The organism is Enterobacter sp., from assembly GCF_977039595.1.
The window spans coordinates 47,109-60,403 of the sequence record NZ_CDRQYH010000001.1 but is presented as its reverse complement, the minus strand read 5'-3'; the positions used below and the strand labels follow the sequence as shown (position 1 = coordinate 60,403).

At 56.7% G+C, this 13,295-nt stretch carries 10 protein-coding genes; 3 read left to right on the top strand and 7 right to left on the bottom strand.

Annotation, left to right across the window (positions count from 1 at the left end; translation table 11 throughout):
• The 7 genes from panB to thpR form a co-directional block, all read right to left on the bottom strand.
• On the bottom strand, positions 1-724 hold a 724-nt coding region (panB, locus tag ACWYRJ_RS00265; protein ID WP_455507231.1), incomplete at its 3' end, for a 3-methyl-2-oxobutanoate hydroxymethyltransferase.
• A 122-nt stretch (positions 725-846) separates the two neighbouring features.
• Positions 847-1,326 carry a 2-amino-4-hydroxy-6-hydroxymethyldihydropteridine diphosphokinase gene (gene folK / locus ACWYRJ_RS00260; RefSeq protein ID WP_455507230.1) on the bottom strand — a complete coding sequence of 160 codons (480 nt, stop codon included), beginning with the start codon at positions 1,324-1,326 and terminating at the stop codon, positions 847-849.
• The gene (gene pcnB / locus ACWYRJ_RS00255; protein ID WP_072254544.1) at positions 1,323-2,720 is read right to left on the bottom strand and encodes a polynucleotide adenylyltransferase PcnB; all 1,398 of its coding nucleotides are present in this window, start codon (positions 2,718-2,720) and stop codon (positions 1,323-1,325) included. Before pcnB ends, folK begins: the two co-directional genes overlap by 4 nt.
• Before the next feature lie 42 nt (positions 2,721-2,762).
• Positions 2,763-3,653 carry a tRNA glutamyl-Q(34) synthetase GluQRS gene (gene gluQRS, locus ACWYRJ_RS00250; RefSeq protein ID WP_149367699.1) on the bottom strand — a complete coding sequence of 297 codons (891 nt, stop codon included), beginning with the start codon at positions 3,651-3,653 and terminating at the stop codon, positions 2,763-2,765.
• Between the two features lie 59 nt (positions 3,654-3,712).
• Positions 3,713-4,168: an RNA polymerase-binding protein DksA gene (dksA, locus tag ACWYRJ_RS00245; protein ID WP_001155232.1), complete on the bottom strand. Its 456-nt coding sequence runs from the start codon at positions 4,166-4,168 to the stop codon at positions 3,713-3,715.
• 176 nt (positions 4,169-4,344) lie between these two features.
• Complete coding sequence (gene sfsA, locus ACWYRJ_RS00240; protein WP_023310436.1) at positions 4,345-5,049, bottom strand: DNA/RNA nuclease SfsA; 705 nt, start codon at positions 5,047-5,049, stop codon at positions 4,345-4,347.
• Positions 5,039-5,593, bottom strand: a complete 555-nt coding sequence (gene thpR / locus ACWYRJ_RS00235) for an RNA 2',3'-cyclic phosphodiesterase (RefSeq protein ID WP_455507229.1) — start codon at positions 5,591-5,593, stop codon at positions 5,039-5,041. The genes sfsA and thpR overlap by 11 nt, the downstream gene beginning before the upstream one ends.
• A 73-nt stretch (positions 5,594-5,666) precedes the next feature.
• Here thpR and hrpB point away from each other — a divergent pair, with 73 nt between their 5' ends.
• The 3 genes from hrpB (at position 5,667) to fhuA (ending at position 13,257) form a co-directional block, all read left to right on the top strand.
• Positions 5,667-8,096 (top strand): ATP-dependent helicase HrpB, encoded by a 2,430-nt coding sequence (hrpB, locus tag ACWYRJ_RS00230; protein ID WP_455507228.1) that lies wholly within the window; start codon positions 5,667-5,669, stop codon positions 8,094-8,096.
• 144 nt (positions 8,097-8,240) lie between these two features.
• Positions 8,241-10,766 carry a bifunctional glycosyl transferase/transpeptidase gene (gene mrcB / locus ACWYRJ_RS00225; RefSeq protein ID WP_455507227.1) on the top strand — a complete coding sequence of 842 codons (2,526 nt, stop codon included), beginning with the start codon at positions 8,241-8,243 and terminating at the stop codon, positions 10,764-10,766.
• Positions 10,767-11,001: 235 nt separating this feature from the next.
• Positions 11,002-13,257, top strand: coding sequence for a ferrichrome porin FhuA (fhuA, locus tag ACWYRJ_RS00220; protein WP_111964006.1), 2,256 nt, complete (start codon positions 11,002-11,004; stop codon positions 13,255-13,257).
• Positions 13,258-13,295 lie beyond the last annotated feature (38 nt).

Sequence of the window (13,295 nt, the reverse complement as noted above, 5' to 3'; positions counted from 1 at the left end):
CAGCGCGCATGTCGCCCGCTTCGGTGAGGAAATTTTTGGCAAATTTTGGAATATGTCCGCCAGTGATGCCAAAGGCGTCGTGCATCACCAGAATCTGACCGTCAGTCACGTTGCCCGCACCAATACCAATCACCGGAATCGACAGAGCTTCAGTAATGCGCTTCGCCAGCTCAACCGGCACGCACTCCAGCACCAGCAGTTGGGCACCTGCGGCTTCCAGTGCCAGGGCATCATCCAGCAGCGTCTGGGCTGCATCACCACGGCCCTGCACTTTATATCCACCAAAGATGTTGACGGATTGCGGCGTCAAACCCAAATGGCCGCACACCGGTACTGCGCGCTCGGTAAGCATCTTCACCGTATCCACCAGCCAGGCGCCGCCTTCAACTTTGACCATATTAGCGCCCGCACGCATCACCGCTGCCGCGTTTTCAAATGCCTGCTCCGGCGTAGCGTAGGCCATAAACGGCAGATCGGAAAGCAGCAGGCAGGCTGGGGCGCCACGGCGCACGGCGCGGGTATGGTAAGCGATATCCTCAACCGTCACCGGCAGGGTGGAATCATGTCCTTGTACCGTCATCCCTAACGAATCTCCGACCAGCATGACGTTGATCCCCTCTTCGGCAAACAGTTTGGCGAAGCTGTAGTCATACGCGGTGATGGTGGCGAAGCGTTTTTTTTCCTGTTTGCATTTCTGCAGTAAGGAGATGGTGGTTGGTTTCATACTGTTTCCTGATAGCCCAAAGCGAATCTTTGCGCATTCTAACAGTAACATTCGAGGGAACAATGATTTTAGGTAACCGATTAGCCACAATTATTTTGAGGCTAATCAGCAAGGGAACCCGATCACCAGCGAGCGGGTCTTTCCGCGTTGAGGCTGTCCAGAATGGACTTAAGTGGGGTGCCATCCGGGAAGATAAGATCGGGGGCGACTTCAAACAGCGGCCAGAGCATAAACCCGCGATTTTTCATGTCGTAATGCGGAACGGTGAGACGTTCAGTGTTAATGGTCTCGTGACCAAACAGCATAATGTCGAGGTCCAGCGTGCGCGGTCCCCAGCGCTCGGCTTTGCGAACGCGGCCCTGCTGCAGTTCGATGCGCTGGGTATTGTCCAGCAACTCTTCTGGGCCCAGTTCAGTCTCAAGGATCACGGCGGCGTTCAGATAATCAGGCTGATCCTGCGGACCCAGCGGCGGAGTGCGGTAGAACGAGGAGACAGCCACAATCTTGCTTTGCGGGATCTCACCCAGCGCCTTTACGGCAGCATTCACCTGCTCCAGCGGAGAGGCTAAATTGCTGCCGATGGCGATACAGGCGAGGGTCATGCTGTCCCTTCACGACGCGGCGCGCGTTTGCGCGGGCGACGATGACGGCGACGCGGTTCCGGCTCTTCATCCAGCCCGGTGAGCATATCTTTTTGCTCTGGCGGGGCGGAAACCTGGAATTCTGCCCACCACTGTGCCAGACGCTGCAGCTCCTGGTTGCGTTCAATTTCCGCGCGCAGCGACAGGAGATCGAAGGCGGCGCGGAATTTAGGATGCTCCATCAGCTTCCAGGCGCGTTTGCCCTGACGACGGGACATGCGCAGCTGAAGCTGCCAGATGTCGCGGACCAGAGTGGTAATACGTTTCGGAATGGCGAGCGTGCGGCAGCCTTCGTCCAGCACGTCGTTGGCGGCCAGCGCGAAAGCATCGTAATAGGCGAGCCCGCTCTCCTGGGTAATGCGCTGGGCCGTTTCCAGTAGCGGATACCAGAACATCGCGGCAAACAGGAACGCCGGGTTCACGCGCATGTCGTTGCGAATGCGGGTATCGGTATTTTTCAGCACCTGCGCAATCATCCGCTCCATTGGGCTATCACCGTTTTCGGTGAAGTAGCGGGTAATGGTCGGGAACAGCGGCTGGAACAGGTTGTATTCGCGCAGCAGATTGTAGGTTTCAAAGCCGTGGCCGGCCTGCAGCAGCTTCAGGGCCTCTTCGAACAGGCGGGCAGGGGGCACGTCGTTAATCAGCGTCGCAAGACGCGGAATAGGCTCTGCCGTTTCCGGGCTGATGCGCATGTTCAGCTTGGCGGCGAAACGCACGGCGCGCAGCATACGCACGGGATCTTCACGATAGCGCGTTTCCGGCGTGCCGATCAGACGGATCAGACCTTCTTTCAGGTCCTGCATGCCGCCGACGTAATCGCGCACGGTGAAATCCGCCACGCTGTAATAAAGGCTGTTGATGGTGAAGTCGCGACGCTGGGCATCTTCTTCGATAGAGCCGAAGATATTGTCACGCAGTAGCATACCGTTCTGGCCGCGCTGTGACGTGGTGCGATCGGACGCGCCGGCTTCGTGGTGGCCGCGGAAGGTTGCCACTTCGATAATTTCCGGGCCAAACATCACGTGAGCCAGACGGAAACGGCGGCCAACGAGACGGCAGTTACGGAATAGTTTGCGCACCTGCTCAGGCGTGGCGCTTGTCGTCACGTCGAAATCTTTCGGTTTTTTGCCCAGCAGTAAATCACGCACTCCACCGCCTACGAGATAGGCCTCGTAGCCCGCTTTATTCAGACGATAGAGCACCTTGAGGGCATTTTCACTGATATCTTTGCGGGAAATTGTGTGCTGCTCACGCGGAATAACCGACATGTGTGGCTGTGCAATAGCATCGTTCGCCATGCTCTCTTCGCGGCTTAGCACTTTACGGCAAAAATTAGCGACTCGGGTAAAAATGGTACACCTCGTAGTGTGTTTTGTTATGAAAAAAGCGGCTAATCATAGCTCAGCGCAACGCATTTGAGAATGCTGGATTTTTGGCACTGCCGCGAGCGTCCAGTTGGCAACGGCCATTTTCAGCAGTTCGTCAATACGCAGATCCTGCCATTCGTTGGTTACATTCTGGTTGAGAAACCGCAGCGCGTCGATCAAAACAGGGCGCGGATCGCCCTCTGGCAGGGCCGGGGCGTGGTTCTGCTTTGACAATTTTAAGCCCTGCGCATTAACCGCCAGCGGCAGATGAATGTAATCCGGCGCCGTCCAGCCAAACTGGTGATAAAGCGAAATTTGTCGCACGGTGGGCTCGACCAGGTCCGCCCCGCGCACAATCTCCGTCACGCCCTGAAAACGATCGTCGACGACCACGGCCAGGTTGTAGGCGAAAAGGCCGTCACGACGGTGAATAATAAAATCCTCACGCGCCAGACGTTCATCGGCATGAATCTCACCGGAGAGGAGATCGTTAAAGCGCGTCACCGGGGAGCGCTGCTTGATGCGCACGGCGGCATTTTCCGGGGGAAGGTTGAGCGTACGACAGTGGCCATCATAGACCCCTCCTACGCTCTGGATACGGGCGCGGGTGCAGGTGCAGTTATAGGAAAGCCCCCGATCTCGAAGCCAGGCCAGACGTTCCCGATAAGCATCGTGACGTTTTGACTGCCAGAGAACCTCGTCATCCCAGTGAAGACCGTAATGTTCCAGCTGACGCAGAATAGTCTCTGCTGCACCGGGAACTTCACGCGGAGGGTCAATATCTTCAATGCGGACAAGCCATTTTCCCAGGCGGGCGCGAGCCTGCAGGTAGCTGCCGAGCGCGGCAATTAATGAGCCGAAGTGTAATTCACCGGAAGGAGATGGCGCGAAGCGCCCAATATAGTGTGATTCAGACATATCAACAGTAACAAGGCGGGAGAGACTCCCGCCTTTGGAGTGTGTAAACAGCGCTGGTGTTAACCGGCCATCTGTTTTTCGCGGATTTCGGCCAGCGTTTTACAGTCGATGCACAAATCGGCGGTTGGACGCGCTTCCAGGCGACGAATACCGATTTCAACACCGCAGGATTCGCAGTAGCCAAAATCTTCGTCTTCGACTTTTTTCAGCGTTTTCTCGATCTTTTTGATCAGTTTGCGTTCGCGGTCACGGTTACGCAGTTCGAGGCTGAACTCTTCTTCCTGAGCGGCACGGTCTACCGGATCCGGGAAGTTGGCAGCTTCATCCTGCATATGAGTAACGGTGCGATCGACTTCATCCCTGAGTTGATTACGCCATGCTTCAAGAATACGCTTGAAGTGCGACAGCTGGGCTTCGTTCATATACTCTTCGCCCGGCTTCTCTTGATACGGCTCCACCCCAGCGATGGCGAGAATACTCAGGGACGATGTTTTACGGTTTTGCCCTTCTTGCATGTTGCTTCTCCTTAACACGCACTATCGATCCCCGTGTTGGGGGAAAAATCAGGTCGCTATAAATAGCAGATGCTTTTCCGTATGGCAATTATCTAAACGTAACACTTGACAAGCCTGTGAGGAAAAGCGTATTTGCGCACGCGGCCAGAACACTTATTCGTCAATCGTCTAATCCCTTATAAGACAATGGGAAGAGAGGATCTCAGAGTCATATTATCGGCAGAAAGTTCCGCTTTATAAGCGAAAACCTCTACCCCCTGCTTTTGTGCCTCATTCAACAATTGCGCGTATTTAGGGTCAATATGGCGGGCAGGGGAGAAACGTTCAATGGCTGAATGCAACACCGCAAACAGCAATACGGCGCGTTTGCCCGCCGCCGCAACACTCATTAGCTCTCGCAGATGCTTCTGGCCACGTAGCGTTACCGCATCCGGGAAGTAGCCATTTTCCTGTTCCGCTAACGTCACTGATTTCACTTCAATATAGCACTCCGGCCTGTCTTCCGCCTGTAACATGAAGTCAATTCTGCTGCCCTCATCGCCATATTTCACTTCACTTTTATGCGTGCCATATCCCACCAGTTCGGGGATTGTGCCAAGGGTCAGCGCTTCCTTAACCAGCTGATTGGCGCGCTGGGTATTAACGCAAATAAATGCCCCGTTTTGAGTTTCGGTCATTTCCCAGGTATGGGCATATTTCCGTTTACTATTTTCTGATGTGGAATACCAGACCCTGTCACCCGGCGTCGCACATCCCGTCATGGCACCGGTATTGGGGCAGTGCAGGGTGAGCTGAACCCCTTCGGGGGTAATCACATCGGCGAGGAAGCGTTTGTAGCGTTGGATTAACGTGGCGTGCTGCAGAGGAGGACTAAACTTCATCAGAATTCCTTTCGGTGTTGCCCAGCGTCCAGCGCTGTAGCGGCGTATAGCGGGTGCGTCCCTGTGCAAAGACGGATTCATAAAGCGCGAATGTGTTGACCGGAAACGCCCAGTGAAAACCCGGCGGCGGGATGGCAATGGCCTGACCGGCATCGCGCAGCAGCGTGATATGCGGATGAAACGGCTGTGGGCTCTGATAACAGCCGCTGCGCGCCGCCTGCGCGCGCAGCATGTTCGCCAGCTGCAATAATCCGCGCGGCGGCTGGCGCGTTCCCAGCCAGACCACGCGCGAACGCAGCCACTGACCCGCGTCGTCAAGTTGCAGCGTAAATTCCGGCTGGGCAATACGCCCGGCCATTGCGGCTAATGCCCGCTGTTTTTCGGCGCTGACGTCGCCCAAAAAGGCCAGCGTCAGGTGCAGGTTAGCCGCCGCAACAGGACGGCCCGCTTCCGGCGCGAAGTTGTCAGCACGCCAGCGAACAATTTGACGCTGTATCGTGGTGGGCAATTCAATGGCAAAAAACAGCCGTTTCGACTCAGGCATACGGAGAACTCGGTAATGATATGCGCCGATGCTACAATGTACGCCGACTAATGTTAACCCTCTGGAGCTGTTAGTGTCCTCATTGCCGGTCGCCGCCGTTCTTCCTGACCTTCTCGCTGCCTTACGCCACTCCCCGCAGGTTTTGCTGAATGCCCCGACGGGGGCGGGTAAGTCCACCTGGCTGCCGCTGCAGATTCTGAAAGACGGGAACATCAGCGGGAAAATTATCCTGCTGGAGCCGCGCAGGCTGGCCGCGCGCAACGTGGCGCAGCGCCTGGCGGAGCTGCTGAATGAAAAACCGGGCGAAACGGTAGGTTACAGGATGCGTGCCGAGACCTGCGTTGGCCCGACCACGCGTCTTGAAGTGGTCACCGAGGGCATTCTTACCCGTATGCTGCAAAACGATCCGGAGCTGAACGGCGTTGGGCTGGTGATCCTGGATGAATTCCACGAGCGCAGCCTGCAGGCGGATCTGGCCCTCTCGCTGTTGCTGGACGTTCAGCAGGGGCTGCGCGACGATCTCCGGCTTTTGATAATGTCGGCCACGCTGGACAATGAGCGGCTACGGCAGGAGCTACCCGATGCGCCTGTTATCAGCTCTGAAGGGCGGGCGTTTCCCGTTGAACGCCGCTATCAACCGCTTCCGACCCATCAGCGTTTTGACGAAGCGGTCGCCATCGCAACCGCAGAACTGCTGCGTCAGGAACCCGGCTCGCTGCTTCTGTTTTTGCCGGGTGTCGGTGAGATCCAGCGCGTGCAGGAACAGCTTTCTACCCGCGTAGGCGGCGATGTGCTGCTTTGCCCGCTTTACGGCGCGCTGTCGCTGCAGGATCAGCGTAAAGCTATCCTTCCTGCCCCGGTTGGGCAGCGCAAGGTGGTGCTGGCAACCAACATTGCTGAAACCAGTTTGACCATTGAAGGTATTCGCCTGGTGGTGGATAGCGCGCAGGAGCGGGTAGCAAGCTTTGACCCGCGTACCGGGCTGACTAAACTCCTGACGCAGCGCATCAGCCAGGCGTCGATGGTGCAGCGCGCTGGCCGAGCGGGGCGTCTTGAGCCGGGTATCTGCCTGCATTTGACCAGCGCGGAACAGGCTGAACGTGCTGCACAGCAAAGCACGCCAGAAATTTTACAAAGTGATTTGTCTGGTCTGGTGATGGATCTGCTGCAGTGGGGCTGTCCGGATCCTGAACAGCTTACCTGGCTTGATTCTCCCCCTGTCGTTAACCTCGCCGCTGCGCGCACGTTGCTGACGCAGCTTGGCGCGCTGGAAGGCGAGCGTCTGACGGCGCGCGGCCAGAAAATGGCAGCGCTGGGCAACGATCCGCGTCTGGCCGCGATGCTGGTGGCTGCGCAAGGGGAAGATGAAATTGCCACGGCGGCAAAACTGGCGGCTATTCTTGAGGAGCCGCCGCGTGGAGGCAACAGCGATCTGGGGCAGGCTTTTTCGCGCAATCAGGGAAACTGGCAGCAGCGGGCGCAGCAGTTGTGCAAACGCCTGAATAGCCGGGGAGGAGCGCCTGACAGCGATAAGATTGCCTTCCTGCTGGCCCAGGGCTTCCCTGACAGGATTGCGCGTCGGCGCGTGCTGGACGGTCGCTACCAGCTGGCAAACGGCATGGGTGCGATGCTGTACAGCGATGACGCCCTGACGCGTCATGAGTGGCTGATTGCGCCGCTCCTGCTGCAGGGCAGCCATTCTCCGGATGCGCGTATCCTGCAGGCGATAGCCGTAGATATTGACGCCCTGACGCGTACCTGTCCGCAACTGCTTCAGCAATCTGATACCGTGGAGTGGGATGACGCCCAGGGCACGCTTAAGGCGTTTCGTCGCAGCCGGATTGGAAAGCTGACGCTTGGAACGAAGCCGCTGGCGAAGCCGTCGGAAGAAGAGCTCCATCAGGCCATGCTGAACGGCATTCGGGAAAAAGGGCTGAACGCCCTGAACTGGACGCCGGAAGCGGATCAGTACCGCATTCGTCTGCACTGCGCCGCGAAGTGGCTACCGGAATACGGTTGGCCTGCGGTGGATGACGAGACGCTGCTTGCTACGCTTGAGCGCTGGCTGCTGCCGCAAATGAGCGGCGTACACTCCCTGCGAGCCCTTAAGGCGCTTGATGTTAAGACCGCGTTACAGAATTTACTGGACTGGTCATTACGTCAACGTCTGGATAGTGAACTGCCAGGGCATTACACTGTGCCGACCGGAAGCCGGATTGCCATCCGTTATCATGAGGATAATCCGCCGGCGCTGGCGGTTCGGATGCAGGAAATGTTTGGTGAAGCCACCACGCCGTCCATTGCGGAAGGGCGCATGCCGTTAGTGCTTGAGCTGCTGTCCCCTGCGCATCGTCCATTGCAAATCACCCGAGATTTGGGGGCGTTCTGGGCGGGAAGCTACCGTGAAGTGCAGAAAGAGATGAAGGGGCGATACCCCAAACATGTCTGGCCGGACGATCCGGCGAATACGGCGCCGACGCGGCGAACAAAGAAATATTCGTGAAAGGGGAGTGCGGCCTGATGCCCTCACCCCGCCCCTCTCCTGCGGGGAGAGGGAGAAAACACATTTTGAGAGATTTCTTCTTTCACAGGCCTGTGAAAGAAAAGAAAATCTGGCCTTTGCGCCTGAAAGTTGCGGAGAAAAAGCATGGCGGGGAATGACCGCGAGCCAATAGGACGTAAGGGAAAACCAGCGCGTCCGGCGAAAGAAAAGGTAAGCCGTCGTCGCCTCAGAGATGAGGACTATGACGATGACTATGAAGACGATTATGAGGATGAAGAACCGATGCCGCGTAATGGAAAAGGCAAAGGGCGTAAGCCTCGGGGCAAGCGCGGCTGGTTCTGGCTGCTGCTGAAGCTGTTTATTGTTTTTGTCGTGCTGATGGCGATTTACGGCGTGTATCTCGATCAGAAGATCCGCAGCCGTATCGACGGTAAAGTCTGGCAGCTACCTGCGGCAGTGTATGGCCGTATGGTGAACCTTGAGCCAGATATGTCCATCACTAAGAACGAGATGGTTAAACTGCTGGAAGCCACCCAGTATCGTCAGGTGTCAAAAATGACGCGCCCTGGCGAATTTACCGTGCAGTCGAACAGCATTGAGATGATCCGTCGTCCGTTTGATTTCCCGGACAGCAAAGAGGGTCAGGTGCGCGCGCGTCTGACCTTTGACGGCGATCGTCTGGATACCATCGAGAACATGGATAACAACCGTCAGTTCGGTTTCTTCCGTCTCGATCCGCGTCTGATCACCATGCTTTCGTCAGCAAACGGCGAGCAGCGTCTGTTCGTGGCGCGTAATGGCTTCCCGGATCTGCTGGTCGATACCCTGCTGGCAACCGAAGACCGTCACTTCTACGAGCACGATGGCATCAGCCTCTACTCGATTGGTCGTGCGGTGCTGGCTAACCTGACTGCCGGTCGGACCGTGCAGGGGGCGAGTACGCTGACCCAGCAGCTGGTGAAGAACTTGTTCCTCTCCAGCGAACGCTCTTACTGGCGCAAAGCGAACGAAGCCTACATGGCCGTGCTGATGGATGCGCGCTACAGCAAGGATCGTATCCTTGAGCTGTACATGAACGAGGTCTACCTCGGTCAGAGCGGCGATAACGAAATCCGCGGCTTCCCGCTGGCGAGCCTGTACTACTTTGGTCGCCCGGTGGAAGAGCTGAGCCTGGACCAGCAGGCGCTGCTGGTGGGCATGGTGAAAGGGGCGTCCATTTATAACCCGTGGCGTAACCCGAAACTTGCGCTGGAGCGTCGTAACCTGGTGCTGCGTCTGCTGCAACAACAGCAGGTGATCGACCAGGAGCTGTACGACATGCTGAGCGCGCGTCCACTCGGGGTTCAGCCGCGCGGTGGGGTGATCTCGCCTCAGCCTGCGTTTATGCAGCTGGTGCGTCAGGAGCTGCAAAGCAAGCTTGGCGATAAGGTCAAAGATCTCTCCGGCGTGAAGATCTTCACCACCTTTGACTCCGTGGCGCAGGATGCGGCAGAAAAAGCAGCGGTAGAAGGCATTCCGGCGCTGAAGAAACAGCGTAAGCTCTCCGATCTGGAAACCGCGATGGTGGTGGTTGACCGTAACACTGGCGAAGTTCGCGCGATGGTGGGCGGTGCCGAGCCGCAGTTTGCTGGCTATAACCGCGCCATGCAGGCGCGTCGCTCAATCGGTTCTCTGGCAAAACCAGCAACCTATCTCACTGCCCTGAGTCAGCCAAATCAGTATCGCCTGAATACCTGGATTGCGGATGCGCCGATCTCCCTGCGCCAGCCCAACGGCCAGGTCTGGTCACCGCAGAACGATGATAAACAGTTCAGCGGGCAGGTCATGCTGGTGGATGCGTTGACCCGTTCCATGAACGTGCCAACGGTGAACCTGGGCATGTCGCTGGGACTGCCAGCGATTGTCGATACCTGGCAAAAACTTGGCGTGGCGAAAGATCAGCTGCACCCGGTACCGGCGATGATCCTGGGCGCGCTTAACCTGACGCCGATCGAAGTGGCGCAGGCGTTCCAGACCATTGCCAGCGGGGGTAACCGCGCGCCGCTGTCTGCCCTGCGTTCGGTGATTGCCGAAGATGGCTCCGTACTGTATCAGAGCTTCCCTCAGGCGGAGCGTGCAGTTCCTGCTCAGGCCGCCTATATGACGCTGTGGACGATGCAGCAGGTAGTGCAGCGCGGTACCGGGCGTCAGCTGGGTGCGAAGTATCCGGGCCTGCATCTGGCAGGTAAGACCGGGACCACCAACAATAACGTCGATACCTGGTTTGCCGGGATTGATGGCCGTGAAGTGGTGATCACCTGGGTAGGCCGCGATAACAACCAGCCGACCAAGCTGTACGGGGCGAGCGGGGCGATGTCGATTTACCAGCGCTATCTGGCAAATCAGTCCCCGGTGCCGCTGAACCTTGTCGCGCCGGAAGATATCGTCGATATGGGCGTGGACAGCTCCGGTAATTTCGTCTGCGGCGGCGGGATGCGTACGCTCCCTGTCTGGACCGCAAACCCGGACTCGCTGTGCCAGCAAAGCCAGCCAGAACAGCCAACGGGTAACCCGTTCGACCAGTCTTCTCAGCCACAGCAGCCGCAGCAGCAACAGCCGCAGCAGCAGAATGAGAAGAAAGAAAGCGACGGTGTTGCGGGCTGGATTAAAGACATGTTCGGCGGTAACTAACCTTGTAAAGCCCTCTTCCCCGGAAGGGGGTTTTTTTTACCCGTAGACCTCATTTCGTTAACCCTCGTTTTAACTCTGATTAACCCTTCGTTTTCTCTTGATGATTTCTTAAACCCTTAATTCTCATAGGGCCGCTTACTGCTTGCTATGCAACCAGCGTTTCGCATATTATTCTGGCGCTCATAATAATAATTCTCGTTTACGTTATCATTCACTTTCACATCAGAGATTCAACATGGCGCTTTCCAATACTGCTCAGCCAATGAACACGTCGCTGCGTAAACTCGCGGTCGTCGTCGCTACAGCGGTTGCCGGCATGTCAACTTATGCACATGCTGCCGAAACCCCGAAAAAAGAAGAAACCATTACGGTAACAGCAGCTCCTGCGGCACAGGAAAGTGCCTGGGGCCCTGCTGCTACCATCGCCGCAAGGCAATCCGCGACCGGAACCAAAACGGATACCCCTATTCAAAAGGTTCCGCAGTCTATTTCTGTCGTCACTGCCGAAGAGATGGCGCTGCATCAGCCGCGCTCGGTGAAAGAAGCCCTGAGCTATACGCCGGGCGTTGCGGTAGGCACGCGCGGTGCGTCTAACACCTATGACTATCTGATTATTCGCGGCTTCGCAGCCGATGGTCAGACGCAGAATAACTACCTCGACGGCATGAAAATGCAGGGGAACTTCTATAACGACGCGGTGATTGATCCGTATATGCTGGAGCGCGCCGAGATCATGCGCGGTCCGGTTTCCGTTCTGTACGGCAAAAGCAGCCCTGGCGGGTTGCTGAACATGGTCAGTAAGCGCCCAACAACCGAGCCCCTGAAAGAGATCCAGTTCAAAGTGGGCACGGACAGCCTGTTCCAGACCGGGTTCGACTTTAGCGATGCAATCGACGATGACGGCGTTTACTCTTACCGTTTAACGGGCGTTGCGCGTTCTAATAATTCCCAGCAGGAAGGTAAGGGCGAGCAGCGTTACGCCATCGCGCCATCGTTCTCCTGGCGTCCGGATGATAAAACCACCTTCACGTTCCTCTCCTATTTCCAGAACGAGCCTGAAACGGGCTACTACGGCTGGCTGCCAAAAGAGGGAACGGTTGATCCGCTGCCGAACGGCGATCGTCTGCCGACGAACTTCAACGAAGGCGCGAAGAACAATACCTATTCCCGTAACCAGAAAATGGTGGGATACAGCTTCGACCACGAGTTCAACGATACCTTTACCGTGCGTCAGAACCTGCGCTATGCGCAGAATAAAACTTCCCAAAACAGCGTCTACGGCTACGGCATGTGTTCCGATCCGCTCTACTCGAGTAATCCGGCATCCAGCCCTTGCGCGAGCGTTCCTCAGTCGCAGTGGGGTCATACGCTGACTCGCCAGTATGTGATCGATAATGAGAAGCTGGAAAACTTCACTGTTGATACGCAGTTGCAGAGCAAGTTCGCGACAGGTTCACTCGATCATACTCTGCTGACTGGGGTGGATTTCATGCGCATGCGTAATGACATCGACTCGTGGTTCGGCTATGCCGGTTCCGTTGCGCCATCTGATATCTATAACCTCGATCGTAGCGATTTCGATTTCGGTTCACATCCTGGACCGTCAGGTGCCTATCAGGTGTTGAACAAGCAAAAACAGACCGGCGTTTACGCTCAGGATCAAATTGAGTGGGACAAAGTCCTGGTAACCCTGGGCGGTCGTTATGACTGGGCCGATCAGGAATCCTACAACCGCGTGACGAACACCACCTCCAAACGTGATGATACCCAGTTCACCTGGCGCGGTGGCGTTAACTACCTGTTTGATAACGGTGTAACCCCGTACTTTAGCTATAGCGAGTCGTTTGAACCGGCTTCTCAGACCGGAGCGAACGGCAACGTCTTTGCACCGTCTAAAGGCAAACAGTACGAAGCGGGCGTGAAATACGTGCCGAACGATCGTCCGATCGTCGTCACCGGTGCGTTGTACCAGTTGACCAAAACCAACAACCTGATGGCGGACCCGGCGGGCTCCTTCTTCTCGGTACAGGGCGGTGAAATCCGCGCGCGTGGCGTAGAGGTGGAAGCGAAAGCGGCCCTGTCTGCGAGCGTTAACCTGGTAGGTTCTTATACCTATACCGATGCCGAATACACCACAGACACCACTTATAAAGGCAACACGCCTGCTCAGGTTCCAAAACACATGGCATCGCTGTGGGGTGATTACACGCTGTTTGACGGTGCGCTGTCTGGCCTGACGCTGGGTACCGGCGTGCGTTACACGGGTTCAAGCTATGGCGATCCGGCGAACTCCTTCAAAGTAGGCAGCTACACCGTTGTCGATGCGCTGGTCAGATACGATCTGGCACGCGTTGGCATGGCTGGCTCAAACGTCGCGCTACACGTGAACAACCTGTTCGATCGTGAGTACGTTGCCAGCTGCTTTAATACTTACGGCTGCTTCTGGGGTGCTGAACGTCAGGTTGTTGCCACCGCGACCTTCCGCTTCTAATCTCTCTTCGGGCACGGTTCGCCGTGCCCTTTTTATTT

Bases quoted from the DNA above. Each gene is read 5' to 3' on its own strand.
- folK (WP_455507230.1), bottom strand. From the start codon at position 1,326: ATGACCCTCGCCTGTATCGCCATCGGCAGCAATTTAGCCTCTCCGCTG.
- gluQRS (WP_149367699.1), bottom strand. From the start codon at position 3,653: ATGTCTGAATCACACTATATTGGGCGCTTCGCGCCATCTCCTTCCGGT.
- dksA (WP_001155232.1), bottom strand. From the start codon at position 4,168: ATGCAAGAAGGGCAAAACCGTAAAACATCGTCCCTGAGTATTCTCGCC.
- sfsA (WP_023310436.1), bottom strand. From the start codon at position 5,049: ATGAAGTTTAGTCCTCCTCTGCAGCACGCCACGTTAATCCAACGCTAC.
- thpR (WP_455507229.1), bottom strand. From the start codon at position 5,593: ATGCCTGAGTCGAAACGGCTGTTTTTTGCCATTGAATTGCCCACCACG.
- mrcB (WP_455507227.1), top strand. From the start codon at position 8,241: ATGGCGGGGAATGACCGCGAGCCAATAGGACGTAAGGGAAAACCAGCG.
- fhuA (WP_111964006.1), top strand. From the start codon at position 11,002: ATGGCGCTTTCCAATACTGCTCAGCCAATGAACACGTCGCTGCGTAAA.